Raw genomic sequence first — 22,423 nt, 5'->3', positions numbered from 1 at the left:
TTAATCTAGGCATCCCAGCCTATGATGCAGAGTAGCATTCCCTCTTTTTTTTGAATATAAAAAAACGTGTGAAAACACTCGATTTTCACACGTTTCAGATGAATAACAACTTAAGCGGACTTTGAATTAATCACTTTTAAATCAACTTTAGCTGCATCTTTCTGTTCGATTCTTGGTAAACGCTCTGGCTTAAAAAATGGTGCAGCCGTACCGTTAATCACGTCTTCATTCACCACAACTGTGCCAACATCAGTACGACTTGGTAAATCATACATGGTTTCAAGCAGCGTATTTTCTAAAATAGAACGTAAGCCACGTGCACCCGTGTTACGATCCAAAGCTTTTTTCGCCACAGCGCGCAGTGCTGAGTCTTCAAAAACCAGATCAACGTTTTCCATATCAAACAAATGTTGATATTGACGGGTCAATGCATTCTTCGGTTCAGTCAGAATTTGCATCAAAGCTTCTTCGTCTAACTCTTCCAAAGTCGCAATTACAGGCAAACGACCAATAAACTCTGGAATCAGACCAAATTTCACCAAATCTGTCGCTTCAACTTGACGGAACAAATCAGACAATTTCTTGCCTTCATCTTTCTTCTTCACTTCAGCCGTGAAACCGATTCCACCCTTTTCTTGGCGCTGTTGTACGATTTTCTCAAGACCCGAGAATGCTCCACCACAGATAAACAAGATATTTGAAGTATCAATTTGAATGAATTCTTGCTGCGGATGCTTACGACCACCTTGAGGTGGAATAGAGGCAACCGTACCTTCGATCATTTTCAGTAACGCTTGCTGTACACCTTCACCCGACACATCACGCGTGATCGATGGGTTTTCAGACTTACGGGTAATCTTGTCGATTTCGTCGATATAGATGATACCTTTTTGCGCTTTTTCTACATCGTAGTCTGCTTTTTGTAGAAGCTTTTGTACAATGTTTTCAACATCTTCACCGACATAGCCGGCTTCGGTAAGTGTCGTTGCATCAGCCATAGCAAAAGGAACATCGAGAAGACGCGCCATGGTTTGCGCAAGTAAGGTTTTACCCGAACCCGTTGGTCCTACTAATAAAATATTACTTTTCGCAATTTCAACCGCATCGTCGTGTGTATGTCCACCATGTGTCGCTTTAAGGCGTTTATAGTGGTTGTAGACAGCAACTGACAAGGTTTTCTTTGCCACATCTTGACCAATGACATATTGATCTAGTGCCGCACGAATTTCGTGAGGTTTAGGCAAGGGTTTTGCAGCCCAGTCACCCGACTCAACTTGTTGACTGGTTTGCACCAAGTCTAAGCATACGTCCACACATTCATTACAGATGTACGCGTCCTCGCCTGCAATCAGTTTCCCAACTTCAGACTGCGTTTTACCGCAAAATGAACAATGCTTTTGTCCTTGAGGATGTTCGGACATATTCACTCCAATTCTAAACTTTTAAAACTTATGGACGTTTAGATAACACTTCGTCCACGAGACCATATTCTTTTGCAGCTTGCGCTGTCATAAAGTTATCACGGTCAGTATCACGTGCCACAGTTTCATAGTCTTGACCACTGTGCTCTGCCATTAAACGGTTTAAACGTTCTTTAATAAACAGAATTTCACGTGCATGAATTTCAATATCAGATGCCTGACCACGGAAACCACCTAACGGTTGATGGATCATGACACGTGCATTTTCAAGGCAATAACGTTTACCTTTCGCACCTGCATTCAACAAGAAAGCACCCATTGATGCTGCTTGACCCATACAGTAGGTCACAACATCTGGTTTAATAAATTGCATGGTATCGTAAATCGCCATACCCGCAGTCACCGAACCACCTGGTGAGTTAATGTAAAGATGAATATCTTTATCTGGATTTTCCGCTTCTAAAAACAACATTTGCGCGACAATCAAATTCGCCATGTTATCTTCAACTTCACCAGTCATAAAAATGACGCGTTCACGCAAAAGACGTGAATAAATGTCAAATGAACGTTCACCGCGAGATGACTGTTCTACAACCATTGGAACTAAGGCATTATCGATAGTTGGAATATACATACGTTTACTTATTCCTAAATTTTTTGTTACTCAACTCATAGTCACAATATGAGGGATAATTGCTGAAAATGCAAAATATTCCCAAGTAAATAACAGATATTTTTTGCATAAGCTTTGTGAACGCAAGGCCTTTTACAAACCCAGATCACAATAAAAAAGGCGCTCAAAGCGCCTTTTTTACTTTAGCTAAACTTAGCCTTGTTGACGAGCTTGTTGCTCTTTCAATAAGTCTTCGTAGCTTACAGCAGTATCTGTTACTTTAGCAGACGCTAAGATGTGATCAACCACTTGGTCTTCTAACACAACAGCTTCGATTTGCGAACGTTGTTGTTTGTCATTTTTGAAGTATTCGATCACTTCAGCTGGATCTTCATAAGAAGAAGCCATGTCTTCGATGTAAGCATCAACACGTGCTTGATCTACTTCAATTTTAGCATCAGCTAAAACTTTGCTTACAAGTACGCCTAATTTTACAGATTTTTCAGCTTGTTCTTTGAATAATTCATCTGGAAGCATGCTTGAGTCAAATGCTTTCGCACCTTGAGCACCAAACTGCTGAGTGAACTGTTGGATCATTTGTTGACGTTGACGGTCAACTTCTTGAGCAACCATAGACGCAGGAAGTTCAACTTCATTTGCAGCTACAAGTGCATCAAAAGCTGCACCTTTCACTTGATTACGCAAACCATTTTTCACTTCACGTTCCATGTTTTTACGAACGTCAGCTTTTAACTTCTCAATACCTTCTTCTTCAGTTAGACCAAAGATTTTAAGGAATTCAGCATCAACTTCTGGAAGTTTTTGTTTTTCAACAAGCTTCACAGTGATTTTGAATTGAGCTGATTTACCAGCAAGGTTTTCAGCTTGGTAATCTTCTGGGAAAGTTACATCGATAACTTTCTCTTCGCCTTTCTTCATACCAACGATGCCGTCTTCGAAGCCAGGGATCATACGACCTGAACCTAAAACAAGTTTAAAGTCTTCTGCAGAACCGCCTTCAAACTTTTCACCGTCTACTGAACCTTCAAAGTCGAAAGTTACTTGCATGTCTTTTTTAGCCATGCCTTTCGTTTCAGCCCAAGAAGCACGTTGCTTCTGAAGGTTTTCGATCATTTGATCAACATCTTTGTCGTTTACTTCAGATGCTTTACGTTCAACTTCTAAACCATCAAATTTCACGTTAACTTCTGGATAAACTTCAACAGTCGCTTCGTATACAAGCGCGTCGTCTTTTAATTCAGATTTTTCAATGTTTGGCATGCCAACAGCATTGATTTTTTCTTGTTGGATCGCTTCAAATACTGTGTCACGAATAATGTCGCTTACGACTTCTTGGTAGATACCCGCGCCATATTCACGACGAACAACATTTACTGGCACTTTACCTGGACGGAAGCCGTTGATCTTCACAGTTTTAGCAGTGCGTTTTAAGCGAGCTTCGAACTGCTCGTTAACACGGCTCGTCGGTACAGATACATTTAAACGACGGGTAACACCCGAAACCGCTTCAGAAGTTACTTGCATGGCTTCCTCAATCTTTTGGTAAGAACAATTTTAAAAAGTGCCACATTATATGACAACATTGAACGATATACAAAACACCCGATTGAAACCACATATTTTTTCTTCATTTATCGTTTTTTATTTTGAATATTTTTAAATCGCTACTGATTAAGCGCAAAGTATTATATTTTTTATGTCTTTTTATTGCAAATGATAAATATTACCATTAATATTCGCGCTAACTTTTTGATCGTTTTTTTCAATTTTTTTCTCGTCCATCATTGGAACTCTAGTTATGAGTAAGTTTAATCTACACCCTCTTTCATTGGCATTGCTTGGGGCAATCACCACTCCTGTTTTCGCAGAAACAACAACTGAAGATTCATCGCCACATCAGCTTTCCACTATTGTGGTTTCAGCTGCGGGTTTTGAACAAGATATTAAAAATGCACCAGCTTCAATTAGCGTCATTACGGCTGATGATTTGAAAAAAAAAGGGATTACAAGCATCGCAGATGCTCTTACTGAAGTCCCAGGCGTTGATGTGAGAAATGGTCAAGGAAAAACAGGCGGCTTAAATATACAAATACGGGGCCTAAACCAAGCCTATACACTTATTCTAATCGATGGACAACGTCAAAATACATCTGGCTCAATTGGTCCAAATGGCTTTGGTGAGTTTTCCACCAGCTTTATGCCACCTTTAGCAGCGATTGAACGTATTGAAGTCATTCGTGGCCCAATGTCAACCTTGTATGGCTCAGATGCCATGGGTGGCATTATCAATATCATTACCAAAAAGGTCGGTTCAGAATGGAGCGGTAATGTCTCACTTGAGCAAACTCTTCAAGAAAACTCAGAGATTGGTAATAGCTGGAAAACAAGTGCGGTGGTCAATGGACCGTTAATTCAAGATACTTTAGGTCTTCAACTCCGTGGTGATTTTTTTCATAGAGATAATTCTGAGCGCTTAGTTACGCCTAAAAAAACAATTGATTTAGGTAGCCAAGGTCGCGATCCTCGTACTGTAGAAGCAAATAATTACTCGATAGGCTCAAAACTGACCTATAAAATCAATGACCGTTTTGCAACTTGGGTCGACTTTGATCATTCTGAACAACGCTTTGACAATAGTGATGCACGTTTAGGCGAGCATTACGATTATAGTCGTACAACAGGCTTACCTACTGGTATTGGTTCTTATAAGGATGAAATTAAGTTTTTAAGAGATCGTATTTCTGCTGGGGTTGATGCTGACTTAAATTTTGGTCAATGGAAAACTTTTGCAAGCCAAGTTAAATCTCAACAAGAAGGCCGACGCCTACCTAAAGGTAACGTTCCTGAATATAACTATTATTCAGATGGTACAACTGACCGCAAATTAGAAAATACAGATTTAACAGTTGATTCCCGCATTATTACATCTATCAAAAACCACAGAATTACAGCGGGCGTTGAATATAAAGATGGCGAAACCATTGATACATCTGCAGGCAATGGTCAAACCTTTACTCAAGATTCATGGTCCGTATTTACAGAAGATGAGTGGCACTTAACAGATGCTTTAGCTTTCACTTTTGGTGGTCGCTATGAAGACCATAGCGCCTTTGGTGGACATTTTACGCCAAGAGCCTATTTGGTCTGGAATACAAATGACAATTGGACACTTAAGGGCGGTGTAAGTACAGGATATAAAGTCCCTACTGCCAACGACTTACACGATGGAATTAATGGATTTACTGCTCAAGGGAAGTCAGTATCATTAGGAAATCCTGACTTAAAACCAGAGAAAACAACTAATTATGAAATTGGTTTTGTCTACGATGATTTGACCAATTTTTCATTAACGACAACAGCCTTTTTTACAGAATTTAAAGATCTGATTATTTCTGGCGCAAAAACATATGAAAATTGCTTATGGGAAAGCCGCCCTACTGGAAGCACACCAGCAAGTGATTGTATGACCGTCGGCAACTTCTCTTATCAAGAAAACTTTTCATTTCAGGGAAATGCTGATGAAGCTGAAAGCTATGGTGTAGAACTAAGTGCTAAATATGATATTTCACCAAACTTTAATGTTAAAGCAAACTATACGTGGCTGGAGTCTGAAATCACGAAAGGAGAAAACAAAGGACAGACTATAGAAAACACACCACGCCATGCTGTTAATTTAACCAGCACATGGTATGTAAATGATCAATTTACTACATGGTTAGAGGCAGAATATAAGTCAAAACGAACACGTTTTACTGACCCTACTGCCAATACGGATACTATTCGTGAGGCTGAAATCACTGGTAATGAATTAAAAGCATATGAGCTATTCAATATAGGTGCATCATATAAGGTGAATAACCAAATTATGCTATCAGGCAGAATTAATAATTTATTTGATAAAGACTTTGGTGATTACCAGACTTTCACTAACACCAAAGGTGAAACTGTAAATGCGTTTTTATATACTAAAACAACAAGTGGTTTAGCAGGAACATACATTCCAGATCGTAACTATTGGTTATCAATTTCATATGACTTCTAAAAATAGTCATATCTAAAGGAAAACCCTGCTCCGGCAGGGTTTTCTTCGTACATAGCTAATATAGATCCAACATAATTTATACATATTCACTTGGGAAATACCTTCAAACTTAGCTTAAAAATAATGGATTCTAAATTCCAATAACATTATAAAAATATAATCTAATTTTCCAATTTAAATAAGAATCAAAAACTTATATTAAATTCATTACATTATTACATTTATTTTTTCTACACAAATATATCTAAGCATCGACAATTCCAATGTAATAGTTATGCTACAAAAAAATAAGAATCATTATTATTCGCATACTAATTTACAACGCTAGAACTAGATTCGTTATGGCCTTCATCAAAACACGTAAAAAGCTGGTTTCTTCAGCAATCGCTTCAACACTCTCTGTGGTCGCAGTCAATGCTGTTGCGCAAGATCAAATCGCGCAATTAGAAACAATTCACACGGAAGCGGCAGCAGAACAAAGTTTGAAAGTAGACAAATCTGCAAACAGCAAGTTCGTTGCCCCCCTACTCGACACACCAAAGTCAGTATCTGTTATTTCTAAACAGTTGATTGAAGACACTCAAGTTACAACTTTAAGCGATGCTTTACGCACAGTACCTGGGATCACACTTGGTGCAGGTGAAGGTGGTAACCCAAATGGTGACCGTCCATTTATCCGTGGTTATAACTCTGAAAGTTCAATGTATGTAGACGGTGTACGTAACTCTACTTCTCAAAACCGTGAAATGTTTGCGATTGAGCAAGTTGAAATTACTAAAGGTTCTGCATCTGCTATGGGCGGTGCAGGTACAACTGGTGGTAGCATCAACATGATTTCTAAAGTTGCAAAAAAAGGTGACTTTTTAGAAGGTTCTGTGGGTGCAGGAACGGATGATTACCAACGTATTACTTTAGACGGTAACAAAGATTTTGGTAATGGTATTGCTGCCCGTGTGGCCGTGATGGGCCACCATAATGAAAAAGCCGGCCAAGCCGATGGTACTGAATACAAACGTGCCGGGATTGCGCCAAGTATTACGTTTGGTCTAGACAGTGACACGCGTGCGACTTTAAGCTACTACTACCTCAAAACTGATGATACCCCTGATTCAGGTGTGCCATACAACAATCCTACGGGCTATTCACAATACTCAGGAAAACCAATTGATGTAAATCAGGGTGTTTACTATGGTTGGAAAGACCGTGATTTCCAAAAACAAGAAAATCAATCAGGAACGATCAAGCTTGAACATGACCTGACTGATAATCTAACCATTTCAAATACCGCAGTTTATAACAGCTCTAAAAATGATTATCTGTGGACAAACCCAGATGACTCCCAAGGCAACATCTATAAAAGCGGCAATGTATGGGCGCGCGTTAATTCACGTATCGCTGACACAGATACCTTTACTGACCAGCTGGCCCTAACAGGGAAATTCAATACAGGTGCATTAAAACATAGCTTCAACTTAGGCGCAGAGTATTCAGATCAAGAAACAGACCGCACCCAATATATTATTAATGGCGAAAACACAACAGGTTCAATACATAACAAATGCGATCCTATAAAAGATGTTGCGAGAGGCTGGTGTACTTCCGTTCAAAACCCTAACCGTGGGCCATGGACAGGCAGTATCAGCACAGATGGTGCAGACCAATACAACACGCAAACCAAATCAACCTCGGTTTATTTCTTAGACAGCATCGAACTTAATCCGCAATGGTTATTAGACCTAGGCGTTCGTTGGGACAAGTTTGATACTGAACAGACCATGACCTATGGCTCAAAAAATGCAGATGTAGCGAATGGTAAATTCAATACTGGCGACAAAGTAAAAACTGAAAGTGATACTGACATCTTTACTTATCAGGCAGGCCTTACTTTTAAACCGGTTGAAAACGCTTCAATCTATGCCAGCTATGCAACATCTGCAAACCCTGTGGGTGTAGATGCTGGTGACGGTTCTGAAGGTATAGGCGCGGCATATAGCAACCTAGATCCTGAAGAAAGTCGTACTTTTGAAATCGGTACAAAATGGGACTTGCTACAAGATCGCCTAAATTTAACAGCTGCTATTTTCCGTACTGAAAAACAAAATGCTCGTATTCAACTGTCTCCTACAACCTATAGCAATATCGGTGAAAGTAAAGTGAATGGTCTTGAACTTGGTTTAAACGGTAAGATTACTGATAAATGGGATATTAGTGCTGGTTATACTTATTTAGACAGTAAGGCGACCAAAAATGGTGTAAGTTGCCGTGGTACAACATGTACAGACCAATCTATATTTAATGGCAACCAAATGCCTAACGTTCCTAAAAACAGTGCTACGCTATGGACAACTTACCAAATTGTGCCACAGTTAACTTTAGGTGCTGGCGCAATTGCCATGGACAAAGTTTATGGTGACTTAGCAAACACAAAATATGTACCAGGTTACGTTCGCTACGATGCTATGGCACGTTACAACGTAAATAAAAATGTTGATCTACAGTTAAATGTCAACAACTTGGCTGATACACGCTACTTCACTAAAGCATATTCATCTCACTATGCAACTGAAGCTGAAGGTCGTAGCGCAGTACTGTCTCTAAACTTCAAATACTAAGCTTATAACTAAAATCTCTTTCATCCTGAGATTTGATAAAAATAGCCTCTCATTGAGGCTATTTTTATATATGCTTAAAGACTAAATAGATCTTTCATTTTCAGCAGGTCATGTTGTGATCCATCATATTCCCAATGTATTAAGCAAAGAACAGGTACAATACTTTCGTAATGAAATGGCAAAAGTTGAGTGGATTGATGGTAAAAAAACCACAGGATCACTCTCAAAAAATGTAAAACAAAATCAACAGCTCCCCGAAGATCACCCTCTCACACAACACTTAGGCAATATCATCTTAGAAGCACTTGGACAACATCCACTCTTTATGTCCGCTGCCCTACCTTTAGATATTTTGCCGCCTTATTTTAACCGCTATGAACAGGGCGAAACTTTTGGCTTCCATGTGGACAATGCCATTCGCTGGGTAGCTGGAAGCAAAGATCGGATTCGTACTGATGTATCCTGCACTGTTTTTCTAAGCGAACCTGACGAATATGAGGGTGGCGATTTGGTAGTAGAAGACACCTATGGCTATCATGAAGTGAAATTACCTGCGGGTGATATGATTTTATATCCATCTACCAGCGTGCATGAGGTAACACCAGTGACCTCGGGCTGCCGTGTTGCGTCGTTCTTTTGGGTTCAAAGTATGATTCGAGATGATGCTGACCGTCATATCTTATTTAATCTTGATCAAACCATTCAGAACCTACGTGTACAACTCGGTGATCAACATCAGGAAGTGGTCAAGCTCACCAGTCTGTATCATAACCTGATGCGCAAATGGGCTGAACTGTAAAACAATAATCCCAGCTCAACGTTAACTACTGTAGTAACTGGACCGTTCCATGACATCAAAAACTGTTTTGCCACCACTCACCCAAATTCCTGCCTCATTACAAACGATTGCAGACTATGAAATTGAGGCAGAAAAGCATCTGCCTGAGATGGTCTGGCACTATTTGCAAGGTGGTGCTATGGATGAAATCAGTGTTCGAAATAACCTCGCTCAGTTCCAAAACCTGCACTTGATACCACGCATGTTAAGAGATCTCACTCACGGCAATACGAGCTGTGAAATCTTAGGACAAAGCTTTCCACATCCTATTTTTGTTGCACCGATTGGTCATCAACAGCAGTTTCATCCTGACGCAGAAGCTGCAACCGCGTTGGCGGCTGAAGTACTCGGCAGTAATATGATTTTGAGTACTTTTACCAATACCGATATGCGCACATTCAAATCAGAGAATCCCTACAAATGGTTTCAACTGTACTGGCAAGGTGACCGCGATAAATCTTTGGCTTTGCTTAAACTTGCTGAGGGACAAAATTTCACCGCCATTGTCATCACTGTAGACTCACCACATACAGGGATTCGTGACCGTGAACGTCGTGCATTTTTTCACTTACCTGAAGGCATGCAACACCCACATACCCCTGCTCATATTCCGCTACCTGAACTGCAAGAAGGTGATCATCCCGTGTTTAATGGCCTAATGAAAATTGCCCCTACATGGGAAGATATCGCGTGGATAGTTCAACAGACTGATTTACCCATTCTGTTAAAAGGCATCGTCAGTCCTCTCGATGCACAACTGGCCATTCAACATGGCGTACAAGGCTTAATTGTGTCTAACCACGGCGGTCGTGTTTTAGATACCTGTATTCCGCCACTCAAAGCCTTGCAACTCATCAAAAAAGCCGTTCCGCATGACTTCCCTCTTTTATATGATGGGGGTGTGCGTCGCGGCTCAGATGTGTTTAAGGCGATTGCCTTGGGAGCTTCCGCGGTTTTAGTTGGGCGACCATGTATTTATGGTCTTGCCACTGCGGGTGCCTTGGGCGTTGCCCATGTGCTTAAAATCTTAAAAGAAGAGTTTGAGATCACCATGGCGTTGATGGGCACTGCAACACTTGCAGATATACAGCCCGATATGGTCATAGAGTTCTCATAACCTCTTCAACAAAGCGAATGAAATGAATCAAATTCGTAAAATGAAGAAAAAGATCAAACACATCTCAAAAATACACGGAAATATTTCCCCTAAATACCCAATTAAAGGGAAATATTTTTTCAGATACGACTAAAAGCCATAAAAAAAGAAAAATCTTTTCGACCGAACTGCATTAAACTCTTAAATATAACGTTACAAGGTTACTCACGGTAAATCTAAGTCGTATCAAATATTTACGTTTACAAACACCCTGAAGACTCCCTTGTAAATAGAGACCATAGACACAATCTATATAAATAGTAGGTTGCTTTTTCTTACCCACTCAAATGCAACCCATACTATGTAAGGAGTTACCTCATGATGTTAGCTGATCCAAGTAAAAAATATCGTCGCATGTATCAACGTGTTGACTTGCCAGACCGTCAATGGCCAAACAACGAAATTACAAAAGCGCCTATTTGGATGAGTACTGACCTACGTGATGGTAACCAAGCAATTTTTGAACCGATGGATATGGAACAAAAATTTAAAATGTTCCAAATGTTGGTCAAAATTGGTTTCAAACACATTGAGATCGGTTTCCCTTCTGCATCTCAAATTGACTTTGACTTTACCCGTAAATTAATCGAAGAAAATCACATTCCAGATGATGTATATATCGAAGTTTTAGTTCAAGCACGTGATCATTTGATCCAACGTACTTTTGAGTCTTTAGCGGGCGCAAAACGTGCAATCGTACATATTTATAATTCAAATGCTCCAACTTTCCGCCAAAAAGTTTTAAATGTCGATGTTGCAGGTGCGAAGCAATTAGCAGTCAATGCAGCCAGCAAAGTCAAAGAATATGCAGCGCAATATCCTGAAACGGAGTGGGTGTTCCAATACAGCCCAGAGTGTTTCTCTGCAACCGAATTAGAAGTTGCAAAAGACGTGTGTGATGCAGTTACCGAAATTTGGGAAGCATCGCCAAGCAATAAAGTGATTTTAAACTTACCGGCTACAGTTGAGGTTTCAACACCAAACGTTTATGCAGACCAAGTTGAATGGATGCACCGCAACATTGCCCGTCGTGATGGTGTGATTATCTCTGTGCACTGTCACAACGACCGTGGCTGCGGGATTGCTGCCTCAGAATTGGCGATTATGGCCGGTGCAGACCGTGTCGAAGGCTGTGTATTTGGGAATGGCGAACGTACTGGTAACGTCGACGTCGCTGCGATTGCTTTGAATATGTACTCTCAAGGTGTTGCACCAAACTTAGATTTTTCAAATATCAATGAAATCATTGCAACGGTAGAAGAATGTACAGGTTTGCCTGTTCACCCTCGTCACCCTTATGCAGGCGACTTGGTCTTCACAGCATTTTCTGGTTCGCATCAAGATGCCATTAAAAAAGGTTTCGAGTTCCAAAAGAACGAAGAAATTTGGGATATGCCATACTTACCCATCGACCCGAAAGACTTGGGCCGCGACTATGATGCTGTGATTCGCGTCAATTCACAGTCAGGTAAAGGCGGTATTGCTTACTTGTTAGAAGCAAATTACAACGTCGTATTGCCACGTCGTATCCAAATTGAATTCTCTCAAACCGTACAAAAACGTACCGATGAAGAAGGCACTGAAATTACCGCACAAGAAATTTGGAAATTGTTCAAAGAAACTTATGTGGACACCAAGGATACGCATTACTCGACTAAAAACTACCGTTTGTATGACAACAACGGCAAACAAGTGGTTGAGCTTGAAGTTGAAGTGAATGGTGAAACGCAGCAATTACGTGGCGAAGGCAATGGTCCAATCTCTGCGATGTTGGATGCTTTACAGTTACCAATCGACGTTTTGAGCTACGAAGAGCGTGGTATTAGCTCTGGGGCAAATGCAAAAGCTTTGGCTTTGGTTGAGTTACAAGTCAAAGGAACGGGTAAATCAGCCTTCGGTGCAGGTATTCATGACAACATTGTGACCTCATCAATTGAAGCTATTATTGCGTGTACCAACCGCTTAATTGATCAAGGTGTGTTAAGCACAGATCAAGTGATTGCTGCTGCAGTATAAGTATTAGCAATAATAATTAGCACTAAAATGACTTTAGAAGGATACCCTCAAGTGGTATCCTTTTGTTTATTAACCCCAAAGATTTAAGGCGAATTATTCCTGTGTCTTTTCCTGCTGACTCCGTGGGTATCGTTAGTCCACAAAAGTTTACTTTTGAAGAGCCCTTAGAGCTCGAATGCGGTCGTATTCTCCCTCGTTATGAACTGATGGTTGAAACCTATGGTGAGCTCAATGCAGATAAATCCAATGCGATTTTAATTTGCCATGCACTATCGGGTCATCATCATGCTGCGGGTTACCATCATGCTGACGATAAAAAACCGGGTTGGTGGGATGCCTGTATTGGTCCAGGTAAAGCGATTGATACTTCAAAGTTTTTCGTGGTTGCACTGAACAATATTGGGGGCTGTAGCGGTTCAACAGGGCCAACTTCGCCAAACCCTGAAAATGATAACCGTCCTTATGGTCCTGACTTTCCTTTAGTCACCGTCCGTGACTGGGTTAAAACCCAAGCTATTTTATCCGATCATCTGGGTATTCAAGTCTGGAGTGCGGTGATTGGTGGTTCGCTAGGTGGTATGCAAGCCTTGCAATGGTCGGTTGATTATCCTGATCGTTTGCAAAAATGCGTGATTATTGCCAGTGCACCGAAACTGTCTGCTCAGAATATTGCCTTTAACGAAGTCGCACGACAGTCAATTTTGTCCGATCCAGACTTCCATGATGGTCGCTATCTTGAAAATGATAGCTATCCAAAACGTGGCCTAATTTTGGCACGTATGGTCGGTCATATTACCTACCTGTCTGAAGAAGCCATGAAACAAAAATTTGGCCGCGACTTAAAGTCAGGCAAATTTATGTACGGTTTCGATGTCGAATTCCAAGTCGAAAGCTATTTGCGCTATCAAGGTGAGCAGTTCAGCCGTAACTTTGATGCCAACACTTACCTGATTATGACCAAAGCTTTGGATTATTTTGACCCTTCACGTGAGTATGAGCAGTCTTTAGTTAAAGCCATGTCACAGACCAAATGTCAGTTCCTTGTAGTGTCCTTTACCACCGACTGGCGTTTTACCCCGCAACGTTCACAAGAAATTGTGGATGCGCTGATCACCAACCACAAACCGGTGAGCTATTTAGATATCGATGCTGAACAAGGTCATGACTCATTCCTGTTCCCGATTCCTTTGTATGTAAAAGCATTACGTGCATTTCTGGGCGGCTCTGAACACCTTCAAGCAACATCTCAGGAGGCTGTGTAATGCGTATTGATCATCAACTGGCAGAAAAATGGATCAAACCGCATTCCAGCGTACTCGATTTAGGTTGTGGTGACGGTGAATTACTGGCCCATATGAGCAAAAAGCACAATATTCGCGCATATGGACTGGAAATTGATCAAGAAAAGATTGCAATTGCGGTCGGTCGCGGGTTAAATATTATCCAACAAGACTTAAACTTGGGTTTAAGCCGCTTTGCAGACCAGTCTTTTGACTATGTCGTTATGGCACAAGCCTTGCAAGCGGTAGATGCACCAGATGTTTTATTACGTGATATGGTGCGCGTAGGGAAACAGGCGATCATTACATTTCCGAACTTTGCCCACTGGAAGACCCGTTCTTTCTTGGCACTGAAAGGAATGATGCCCGTTTCTGAAGCTTTGCCGTACATGTGGTATAACACGCCCAATATCCACTTATGTACTTTCCGTGATTTTGAAGCACTTTGTGCGGAAAATAACATCAGAATTATTAATCGACTCGCTGTAAATGGGGATCAACAAGATAGTTTACTCAGTAAACGTCTCCCGAATTTGTTTGGTGAAGTCGCAATTTATCGAGTGAGCGCTCTATGAAAAAACTATTCTTAAGCACGACACTATTGGTTGGACTTTTGAGCATTCAAGCTCATGCAGATTATGTTTCCCCAACCACGTCTGTTGCGAGTCAAGCTGCACAATATTCTGTTATGGATATCAATAGCTTAATTAAAGCAGCAAAAGCGGGTCAGCCTGCTGCGCAGTTCTATCTTGCAACCAAGTATCAACAAGGTAAAGACATCTCTGCAGATGAACGACAGGCCTTCGCTTGGTACAAAGCCGCTGCAGATCAAGGTCTTTCAGCGGCCCAGCTGAATGTTGGTCGTATGCTTGCAGATGGCCTAGGCACTAAAAAAGATGAATCTTTAGCACGTCAATACTTTGAAAAAGCAGCCAGCCGTGGTGATAACCGCGCAAGCTTTAACTTGGCGATGATGGAAGAGCAAAAGAAAAACTACATGGGGGCTTACCAATGGTATGAGCTTTCAACTCGTGACGGCATGCTCGACAATAAAGTGATTACGCTTTCTGAAGGCAAGAAAACAGCCTTGGCGGCAAACTTAACACAAGATCAAATTCGTCAAGCACGTGATCGTGCAGACAAGTGGATTCAAGCTCAATAAGCTTTTATTTCCATACTCAGCACCTTCGGGTGCTTTTTTATTGCCTATCCATGAGTCGGACTTGTTAAAATAACCGCATAATTTTTAAAGCATGGATCTTTCACATGGCATCAACTGATTGGTTATCTCAAGGTACCTTAGTCCTCGCAAGCAATAACAAAGGCAAAATTGCGGAATTTGAAAAATTATTTGCAGAACTCAACTTACCTGTTGAAGTGATTGCTCAAGGTAAATTGAATATTGAAGATGCCATTGAAGATGGTTTGAGCTTTGTCGAAAATGCGATTATTAAAGCACGCCATGCTTCTAAAATTTCAGGAAAACCTGCCATTGCAGATGACTCTGGGATTTGTGTCCCAGTTTTAGGTGGTGCACCGGGGATTTACTCTGCGCGTTATGCAGGCGAACATGGCGATGATACTGCCAATAACCAAAAGCTATTAGCTGAACTCAAGCCACTGCGTAAACATGGTCAAGCGACTGAAGGCATGTTTGTATGCGTTTTAGCGTTAGTACAACATGCCGATGATCCTCTTCCACAAATTTTCCAAGGCATTTGGAAAGGTGAAGTACTAGAGGCTGCTCGTGGGGAAAATGGTTTTGGTTATGATCCACTGTTCTTGTTACCCGAGTTAGGGCTTTCAAGTGCAGAAATGAGTAAAGAAGAAAAAAATAAAATCAGCCATCGTGGTCAGGCGATGCAACTGTTTAAAGCCAGTTTAGAACAATAAAAACTAAGCTGTATAATGTTGCCCCTTCTCCCCTCGGGGAGGACGGTGGCGAAAGATTCTCTATATTCCTCTCTATCACCGTTGCGCAGCACTTGCATTTCCAGCTAAAAGTAAGTGCTTAGATCACAGCAAATACATGCAGCAATAAACCATAAATACTCACCACGGCACAGCTGATAATCGTACCTGAAGCAATGTATTTTGCCGATGTGCCTGTACCTTGATAATGCGTTTCCAAAGCCACAATATTGGCTGCTGGCGGTAAACAAAATAATAAGAACATGACCCCAATATATTGTTCAATATGAGGAATAGCGAGGTAACGATAACTCAGCCCACATAACACCACGCCACATGCTAATTTTAATAAAGCCGTCTGACTACTTTGCCACAGGTCCGCTTTCTCAACTTTGGTGTGCCTCAACCACATGCCCAATACACACATGCCAGAGAAACTCATACCAAATTTGGCTGCACTATAAACCACATCAATCAGATCATGCTGTGACCAATGTTGTACCCCAACGAAACGAAAAATAACGGCCAGCATCAAAGCAATCATGGGTGGAGCACAGAGCACTTTTTTTAAAATAAACGAAAAAGCTAACGGTGTTTGGCTCACAGCCGTCACCGCCCAGAGATTGCCAAAAATAGAGCCACCGATATATAAGGCCACCATTGCTGGACTAATTTTTGTGCCAAACAACGCAATCGCAAAAGGAAAGCCTAACCATGCCATATTGACATAACTAAAACACAGGGCGCTTAATTTATTCTTTGAAAAGTATAAGAAAAAGTAAAATAAGAGCACTGCCACGACAAAACTGAATAGCATCAGACTAAAGCTACCAGCCTGATAAAACACCATGTTGTAGACAATAACAATCGGAATAAAGCAACGTGCTAAAAGACGTGAAAAGCCTGTTTTCAACCGTGTTGCCAATGGGGTGGATGCAAGGAATAAACCACTAAGAAAGGCCAACAGAGGGAGCAGCAACGTCACTTCAATATCCTTGAAATTTCACCGAATCATCATAACACTGCTTTTTCTCAAAATCAGTGCGAAGCGATCGTTTTGTCTTGAAATTGAAACATCATCGTCACCGCAATGTCACACAAGCCTGTTGATATAGGGAAAACGAAAAATGATGAGGATCTACCCATGGCGGGACTATCAATTTGGCACGTACTAATTTTTGCAATTGTGGTTATTCTTCTTTTTGGTACAGCCAAACTTAAGAACTTAGGCAAAGATGTCGGCGGTGCGGTGAAAGACTTTAAAAAGTCGATCCGTGATGAGGAAGCTGAAGCAGCTCAACTCAATGAACCACGAACGATTGATGCTCATGTCAAAAGCACCGAAAGTTCTATTAAAAGCTAAGCGAGCACTGCCATGCTAAATGTAGGTATGACGGAACTCTTATGCTTTGCTATCGTTGCATTATTAGTTCTAGGTCCTGAGAAACTACCTGAAGCAGCACGCTTTGCAGCCAAATGGTATGGCAAAGCCAAACGTTTTATGAATAGCGTTCAAACTGAGGTAGATCGTGAGCTAAAGCTTTCTGAGTTTCGTCAGGAAATCCAAAAAGAAATTGAGCGTATGACCGAAATAGAACAACGCTTACAAAAACAACTCGATCATCTCAGTAAATCAGCTCCAACAACAAAGACTGAAAATACGACTGCATATGAATATCAGTGGCTCACACCCTCTCCATTAACACCATTTTCAATCAACCATCTTAAACAACATGGTACACCTTTGTTTACTGCAGCAAATATACCTATTCAGCCCCAATTGAAGATAGCCGTATGAATCAAGTGTCAACAAGGCCAGACTCAAACACAGGCCAAGATGAAGAATTAGAACAAATGCCTGTCATGCAGCACTTAATTACACTGCGCAAGTATTTATTTAAAATCGTCGGCATTACCCTGTTGCTGTTCTTTTGTTTATTGCCTTTTCGCAATACGACTTATCAACTGTTATCTGAGCCACTACGCCAACAACTGCCAGTCAACTCAACCATGATTGCGACAGATGTCACAGCAACATTTATGGCACCGTTTAAATTAAATCTATTTGTTGCTCTGGTGTTAGCAATGCCAGTCATCATTTACTTAATTTGGTCTTTTGTGCGACCTGCACTATATGAGAAAGAGCGCTTCTTGGCGGTTCCACTGCTTGTGGGTAGTATCGCACTGTTTTATATCGGGATCGCGTTTGCTTACTTCATTACGCTTCCAGCAATTTTACATTTTTTTATCAGTGTCTCGCCTGAAAGCGTCGCTCCAATGACGGATATCAATAGTTATCTCAGTTTTTGTTTGAAACTCTTTTTAGTTTTTGGACTCACTTTTGAAATCCCAATTATTACTTTAGTCCTAATTTTAATTGGTGTCGTTAGCACACAGAGTCTCGCTGAAAAGCGTCGTTTCATTGTCGTGGGATGCTTTTTCATTGCGATGTTTGTCACTCCACCTGATGCACTTTCTATGATTATGCTTGCGGTACCCATGTGGCTGTTATTTGAAATTGGTTTATTTTTCGGAAAATTATTAGAGAAAAGAAAAACAACAAGCCACTAAAACTTGAGAATTACAAACTTCTATCTTATTTCCTCCAACACTGTAAGGAGGATTTTTTATTTCATGTCGTATCTATTGCCCTATCAAATACTGTCTTCAAATTGACCCTAAACTGTAAATAAAACGTCACTTCTGCTTCATACAATCTAGCTCGACTTACTTACAATTATTGATATGGACTTACTATGACAGCCACAACAAATCAGCCAAGTCGTCGTGATCTTCTAAAATGGTTTGCGGGAATCCCTTTTTTACCGCTTGGGGCAATGACTACTGCAGCAGCATTGAGCGGTTGTAATGATAGTGACAATGACACAGCGGTAACACCACCTGTGACAAAACCTGCAAATTTAAAAACTGCAACATTTACAGCGATGGCAGCGCCTATTGCAATTGCAGACCGTGCTAAAACATCAGTCAGTTCGAAACTCAAAATCGACTGGGATGACTCAACCAGTTCAGAGTATCAACTTGGCTATAAAAGCTTTTTTGAAACAGGCAATACTGTGCCTAAATGGGGCGGTGGTGAAATTATTGCTGGGGGATATTTTAACGCCAACGGCGACCCAATTATGGATACATCTGTTCCAGCGTCGCCACGCCAATTCTTTTCAGACTGCCCAGATGGCTCCTCGCTTATTCATTTAGACGGTGCTCAAGTCGAAGGTGTGAATAATCCAGTATTCCATGTGGTGCAATTTGAATATGCCTCACAAAACTTAGCAGGCGCGAGCGAGTATGGCAACTTACCCTCCCCAATTGCAATTTTGACATTAGACCAGAACCAAACCACAGGTCATTTAGAGCTTAAAAAATACTTTAATGTCGATACCTCTACAGTTCATGGTTTATGGATTACTTGTGGTGCAAGCATGTCACCGTGGAACACACATTTATCTAGTGAAGAATATGAACCTGATGCATTTGAACAAGGCATTGGTGGACCAAGTCCAAAAGGAATCAGCAAAAACTTCTTTGGTGATGAGGCAGCAGCTAAACCATATAACTATGGTCATTTACCTGAAGTAATCGTAAATAAAGACGGCAGTGGTAGTATTGTTAAACACTTCTGTATGGGCCGTATTTCGCATGAACTGGTACATGTCATGCCCGATAACCGTACCGTAATTATGGGTGATGACTACACCAACGGTGGCTTCTTTATGTTCATTGCCGATGTCGCAAAAGATTTGTCAGCAGGTAAACTTTATGTCGCTAAATATGTATCTGAACTGACAGAGAGCAGTACAGGACAAATTAAATGGATTGAGCTAGGTCATGCAACTAGTCAAGAAATTGAAAAAATGGTTAATGTTGACAATATCCAACCTAGCGACATTATGGAAAGTTTAACAACTAATCCAAATGACGCATCATATACCGAAATTATTTTAGCCAAGAAGAAACTTTGGGTAAAAGTAAAACCAGGTATGGAAAAAGCAGCAGCCTTCCTTGAAACCCACCGCTACGCAGCACTCAAAGGTGGCAGCATGGCCTTCACGAAGATGGAAGGGACCACCATCAACATTAAAGACAAAGTTGCGTATTCTGCTTTAGCAAATATTCAAGATTCAATGATCAAAGACAATGCAGCTTGGGTTGCCGCACACAATGTTTCATTCACGAAGAAAATCACTGCGGGTGGCGTACTGGCACACGATTTAACAGCAGGACAGAACACAACCGATGGGCAGCCTATCAACAGTGAATGGATTCCGTATCAATCGAAAATGCTATTGATGGGTGAGGACATCACAGTGGATAGCTTAGGTAACACAGCAAATCCAGATAAAATTGCAAGCCCTGACAATTTGAAGTTCTCTGAAACACTACGCACCTTATTCATTGGTGAAGACAGTGGTAACCATCCAAATAACTTCTTATGGGCTTATAACGTGGATACCAAAGCAGATCCTGTACGTTTACTCTCAACCCCTGCAGGAGCAGAATCGACTGGTTTACATGCAGTAGACTCAGTAAATGGTTGGACTTATATCATGAGTAACTTCCAACATGCGGGTGACATGAAGAGCTTATCTGAGGACTTAAAAGCAGCAACTTTAGCCAATTACAACAATGGCTATAGTGCAAGTGTCGGTTATTTAACAGCAGACTTGATGCCATCAGTAGAAAAGAAAAAGACTGAAACCAAAGCTTCTTAAGTCATTCCAAAAAAAATGCCGACTTATGTCGGCATTTTTTATGATTTAAAGAGTACAGCCTGTTCCGTGATTTTTCCTTTGAACTCACCCTGCTGCTGCTTTTCCAGCCAAGACCATTGTTCATGGGTCATGCGCAGGAAGTTAGAACAGCGTGTCCCATAAATAGGGCTTTGAATAAAAGTCGAAGACAATAACTCTTCCATATCCAGACTAATCCCAGTTTGTGGCAACAAGTCTGGAATAATCTTGCGCTCATCCTCCAAAATATCCCAAGCTGTCGCCTCTAACTCGCTTTGTAAGATGTGGGATTTTTGCAACATCGGTAAGAACTCTTGGGTAAAGCGCTTACGTAAATGTTTGGTTTTTTCCCAATGTTCCGTCATCAAACCATTCGACACCACATACACGCCTTTCGGAAGAACCTGTGGTGCTTCACCACGATTGCTCATATAGACCGCCTGATGCCGATTCCCCATAAAAAGATTAAAGCCCGCATAGTCACATTGTTTTTTCTCTAATTCTTGAGCAAAACGAATCGGGGTTTGTTCAGACTCTAAAAAGGATTGAATCAAATGTCCACGAGACGTTGGATAGCTGGTTTGATCCTTTCCATCGCGAAAGTTGGTTAAAACTGCCCAACGTCCTGTTGGCGTTATACCCATCCATGTGCCGCCAGACTGCAAGTCTTGCCCTGCAATAATCGGACTATTTTTCCATTGCTTTAAATGGCTCGAAGGGCGCTGATAGAACTCATCTCGATTTGAAATCAAACACAATGGCATCTCATCCAAGACCTGCCATGCTATTGCCACAATACACATAAACGATACTCATCATCTTTACACATTGAATGTACAACATTTTTCATCTCTTTCAGCTAAAATCTGTTCAAAACATAATGACTAGGAATATGCATGCTGACCTATCCAAATATTGACCCCGTCGCAATAGCACTTGGCCCTTTACAAGTCCATTGGTACGGACTGATGTATTTATTGGCCTTTTTGTTTGCTTGGGGACTAGCAAGCTACCGCGCGAAAGAACGAGGTTGGACACCGGACATGGTCTCCGATCTGATCTTTTATGGCGCTCTAGGTGTAGTTATTGGTGGTCGTGTCGGTTACGTCTTCTTTTATGGCTTTGAGCAATTCCTTGCCAACCCTATTTGGCTATTCCAAGTCTGGACAGGCGGAATGAGCTTCCACGGCGGCTTCTTGGGTGTAATGCTTGCCATGCTGTTTTGGTGCAAGAAATACAAAATGACTTGGTTCCAAACTCTCGACTTTATTGCGCCATGTGTACCTACAGGGCTCATGTTTGGTCGTATTGGTAACTTCATTGGTGGAGAGCTTTACGGTCGCCCTGTTGCAGACCCAAACTTTGCACTGGGTATGATTTTCCCAACGGATCCGCTACAGCTAATTCGCCATCCTTCTCAGCTCTATCAGGCCTTTTTTGAAGGGTTATTGTTATTCATCGTACTGTGGTGGTTCAGTTCAAAGCCACGTCCTCGCATGGCGGTTTCAGCGTTATTCCTGATCGGTTATGGTATGGCCCGCTTCATCGTCGAGTTCTTCCGTGAACCTGACAACGGACAGCTGTTCATCGCATGGATGAGTAAAGGCCAATTCCTCAGTCTGCCAATGATTTTAGTCGGTGCGTGGATGATGTGGTATGCCTATCAAAAGAAAATCTATGATTGGGGCCCACAAAAGAATTATAGCTGATCCGATGATCGGATTAAATATTGGGGGCATCATTGCCCCCCTTTTTTAGGGCC

The 22,423-nt window shown here is 41.3% G+C and carries 19 protein-coding genes; 14 read left to right on the top strand and 5 right to left on the bottom strand.

The window, feature by feature from the left end:
- Nucleotides 1–110: 110 nt before the first annotated feature.
- The 3 genes from clpX to tig form a co-directional block, all read right to left on the bottom strand.
- The gene (clpX, locus tag MN200_RS02680) at nucleotides 111–1,421 is read right to left on the bottom strand and encodes an ATP-dependent protease ATP-binding subunit ClpX (protein ID WP_058868910.1); all 1,311 of its coding nucleotides are present in this window, start codon (nucleotides 1,419–1,421) and stop codon (nucleotides 111–113) included.
- Nucleotides 1,422–1,449: 28 nt separating this feature from the next.
- Nucleotides 1,450–2,055, bottom strand: a complete 606-nt coding sequence (gene clpP, locus MN200_RS02675) for an ATP-dependent Clp endopeptidase proteolytic subunit ClpP (RefSeq protein WP_004692427.1) — start codon at nucleotides 2,053–2,055, stop codon at nucleotides 1,450–1,452.
- 192 nt (nucleotides 2,056–2,247) lie between these two features.
- Entirely contained in the window at nucleotides 2,248–3,579 is a 1,332-nt protein-coding gene (gene tig / locus MN200_RS02670; RefSeq protein WP_004979052.1) for a trigger factor, read from the bottom strand.
- Between the two features lie 274 nt (nucleotides 3,580–3,853).
- Here tig and MN200_RS02665 point away from each other — a divergent pair, with 274 nt between their 5' ends.
- From MN200_RS02665 to rdgB, 9 genes are all read left to right on the top strand, one after another.
- Nucleotides 3,854–6,097: a TonB-dependent receptor gene (locus MN200_RS02665; protein ID WP_058868909.1), complete on the top strand. Its 2,244-nt coding sequence runs from the start codon at nucleotides 3,854–3,856 to the stop codon at nucleotides 6,095–6,097.
- Nucleotides 6,098–6,438: 341 nt separating this feature from the next.
- Entirely contained in the window at nucleotides 6,439–8,709 is a 2,271-nt protein-coding gene (locus tag MN200_RS02660) for a TonB-dependent siderophore receptor (protein ID WP_058868908.1), read from the top strand.
- Between the two features lie 115 nt (nucleotides 8,710–8,824).
- Nucleotides 8,825–9,508 carry a Fe2+-dependent dioxygenase gene (locus tag MN200_RS02655; RefSeq protein WP_126038226.1) on the top strand — a complete coding sequence of 228 codons (684 nt, stop codon included), beginning with the start codon at nucleotides 8,825–8,827 and terminating at the stop codon, nucleotides 9,506–9,508.
- Nucleotides 9,509–9,557: 49 nt separating this feature from the next.
- The gene (locus tag MN200_RS02650) at nucleotides 9,558–10,664 is read left to right on the top strand and encodes an alpha-hydroxy acid oxidase (RefSeq protein WP_176537132.1); all 1,107 of its coding nucleotides are present in this window, start codon (nucleotides 9,558–9,560) and stop codon (nucleotides 10,662–10,664) included.
- A 357-nt stretch (nucleotides 10,665–11,021) separates the two neighbouring features.
- Nucleotides 11,022–12,719 (top strand): 2-isopropylmalate synthase, encoded by a 1,698-nt coding sequence (gene leuA / locus MN200_RS02645; protein WP_058868905.1) that lies wholly within the window; start codon nucleotides 11,022–11,024, stop codon nucleotides 12,717–12,719.
- Between the two features lie 101 nt (nucleotides 12,720–12,820).
- Complete coding sequence (locus tag MN200_RS02640; RefSeq protein WP_058868904.1) at nucleotides 12,821–13,981, top strand: homoserine O-acetyltransferase; 1,161 nt, start codon at nucleotides 12,821–12,823, stop codon at nucleotides 13,979–13,981.
- Nucleotides 13,981–14,574, top strand: a complete 594-nt coding sequence (gene metW, locus MN200_RS02635; RefSeq protein WP_058868903.1) for a methionine biosynthesis protein MetW — start codon at nucleotides 13,981–13,983, stop codon at nucleotides 14,572–14,574. The genes MN200_RS02640 and metW overlap by 1 nt, the downstream gene beginning before the upstream one ends.
- Nucleotides 14,571–15,161 (top strand): tetratricopeptide repeat protein, encoded by a 591-nt coding sequence (locus tag MN200_RS02630; RefSeq protein ID WP_004692440.1) that lies wholly within the window; start codon nucleotides 14,571–14,573, stop codon nucleotides 15,159–15,161. The genes metW and MN200_RS02630 overlap by 4 nt, the downstream gene beginning before the upstream one ends.
- A gap of 104 nt (nucleotides 15,162–15,265) precedes the next feature.
- The gene (gene rdgB, locus MN200_RS02625; protein WP_058868902.1) at nucleotides 15,266–15,892 is read left to right on the top strand and encodes an RdgB/HAM1 family non-canonical purine NTP pyrophosphatase; all 627 of its coding nucleotides are present in this window, start codon (nucleotides 15,266–15,268) and stop codon (nucleotides 15,890–15,892) included.
- Between the two features lie 118 nt (nucleotides 15,893–16,010).
- Here rdgB and MN200_RS02620 read toward each other — a convergent pair whose 3' ends face one another.
- The gene (locus tag MN200_RS02620; protein WP_131229932.1) at nucleotides 16,011–16,895 is read right to left on the bottom strand and encodes a permease; all 885 of its coding nucleotides are present in this window, start codon (nucleotides 16,893–16,895) and stop codon (nucleotides 16,011–16,013) included.
- A 159-nt stretch (nucleotides 16,896–17,054) separates the two neighbouring features.
- On the opposite strand from MN200_RS02620, the gene tatA reads away from it, so the two are divergent.
- From tatA to MN200_RS02600, 4 genes are all read left to right on the top strand, one after another.
- Complete coding sequence (gene tatA, locus MN200_RS02615; RefSeq protein ID WP_004692445.1) at nucleotides 17,055–17,273, top strand: Sec-independent protein translocase subunit TatA; 219 nt, start codon at nucleotides 17,055–17,057, stop codon at nucleotides 17,271–17,273.
- A gap of 12 nt (nucleotides 17,274–17,285) precedes the next feature.
- Nucleotides 17,286–17,708 (top strand): Sec-independent protein translocase protein TatB, encoded by a 423-nt coding sequence (tatB, locus tag MN200_RS02610; protein WP_058868900.1) that lies wholly within the window; start codon nucleotides 17,286–17,288, stop codon nucleotides 17,706–17,708.
- Entirely contained in the window at nucleotides 17,705–18,481 is a 777-nt protein-coding gene (tatC, locus tag MN200_RS02605) for a twin-arginine translocase subunit TatC (RefSeq protein ID WP_004692449.1), read from the top strand. The genes tatB and tatC overlap by 4 nt, the downstream gene beginning before the upstream one ends.
- Nucleotides 18,482–18,666: 185 nt before the next feature.
- Nucleotides 18,667–20,643 carry an alkaline phosphatase PhoX gene (locus MN200_RS02600; RefSeq protein WP_058868899.1) on the top strand — a complete coding sequence of 659 codons (1,977 nt, stop codon included), beginning with the start codon at nucleotides 18,667–18,669 and terminating at the stop codon, nucleotides 20,641–20,643.
- 38 nt (nucleotides 20,644–20,681) lie between these two features.
- Here the strand turns inward: MN200_RS02600 and MN200_RS02595 are convergent, their stop codons facing one another.
- Nucleotides 20,682–21,464, bottom strand: a complete 783-nt coding sequence (locus MN200_RS02595; protein WP_058868898.1) for an NRDE family protein — start codon at nucleotides 21,462–21,464, stop codon at nucleotides 20,682–20,684.
- 93 nt (nucleotides 21,465–21,557) lie between these two features.
- Here MN200_RS02595 and lgt point away from each other — a divergent pair, with 93 nt between their 5' ends.
- Nucleotides 21,558–22,370, top strand: coding sequence for a prolipoprotein diacylglyceryl transferase (lgt, locus tag MN200_RS02590; protein ID WP_058868897.1), 813 nt, complete (start codon nucleotides 21,558–21,560; stop codon nucleotides 22,368–22,370).
- Nucleotides 22,371–22,423: the final 53 nt, after the last annotated feature.

Source organism: Acinetobacter sp. LUNF3, assembly GCF_022699605.1.
Lineage (GTDB): Bacteria > Pseudomonadota > Gammaproteobacteria > Pseudomonadales > Moraxellaceae > Acinetobacter > Acinetobacter johnsonii.
Note: the sequence above shows the minus strand (reverse complement) of the source record. Positions and strands in the feature narration are given on the sequence as shown.

Bases quoted from the DNA above. Each gene is read 5' to 3' on its own strand.
- clpX (WP_058868910.1), bottom strand. From the start codon at position 1,421: ATGTCCGAACATCCTCAAGGACAAAAGCATTGTTCATTTTGCGGTAAA.
- clpP (WP_004692427.1), bottom strand. From the start codon at position 2,055: ATGTATATTCCAACTATCGATAATGCCTTAGTTCCAATGGTTGTAGAA.
- tig (WP_004979052.1), bottom strand. From the start codon at position 3,579: ATGCAAGTAACTTCTGAAGCGGTTTCGGGTGTTACCCGTCGTTTAAAT.
- MN200_RS02665 (WP_058868909.1), top strand. From the start codon at position 3,854: ATGAGTAAGTTTAATCTACACCCTCTTTCATTGGCATTGCTTGGGGCA.
- MN200_RS02660 (WP_058868908.1), top strand. From the start codon at position 6,439: ATGGCCTTCATCAAAACACGTAAAAAGCTGGTTTCTTCAGCAATCGCT.
- MN200_RS02650 (WP_176537132.1), top strand. From the start codon at position 9,558: ATGACATCAAAAACTGTTTTGCCACCACTCACCCAAATTCCTGCCTCA.
- leuA (WP_058868905.1), top strand. From the start codon at position 11,022: ATGATGTTAGCTGATCCAAGTAAAAAATATCGTCGCATGTATCAACGT.
- metW (WP_058868903.1), top strand. From the start codon at position 13,981: ATGCGTATTGATCATCAACTGGCAGAAAAATGGATCAAACCGCATTCC.
- MN200_RS02630 (WP_004692440.1), top strand. From the start codon at position 14,571: ATGAAAAAACTATTCTTAAGCACGACACTATTGGTTGGACTTTTGAGC.
- rdgB (WP_058868902.1), top strand. From the start codon at position 15,266: ATGGCATCAACTGATTGGTTATCTCAAGGTACCTTAGTCCTCGCAAGC.
- tatA (WP_004692445.1), top strand. From the start codon at position 17,055: ATGGCGGGACTATCAATTTGGCACGTACTAATTTTTGCAATTGTGGTT.
- tatB (WP_058868900.1), top strand. From the start codon at position 17,286: ATGCTAAATGTAGGTATGACGGAACTCTTATGCTTTGCTATCGTTGCA.
- tatC (WP_004692449.1), top strand. From the start codon at position 17,705: ATGAATCAAGTGTCAACAAGGCCAGACTCAAACACAGGCCAAGATGAA.
- MN200_RS02600 (WP_058868899.1), top strand. From the start codon at position 18,667: ATGACAGCCACAACAAATCAGCCAAGTCGTCGTGATCTTCTAAAATGG.
- MN200_RS02595 (WP_058868898.1), bottom strand. From the start codon at position 21,464: ATGTGTATTGTGGCAATAGCATGGCAGGTCTTGGATGAGATGCCATTG.
- lgt (WP_058868897.1), top strand. From the start codon at position 21,558: ATGCTGACCTATCCAAATATTGACCCCGTCGCAATAGCACTTGGCCCT.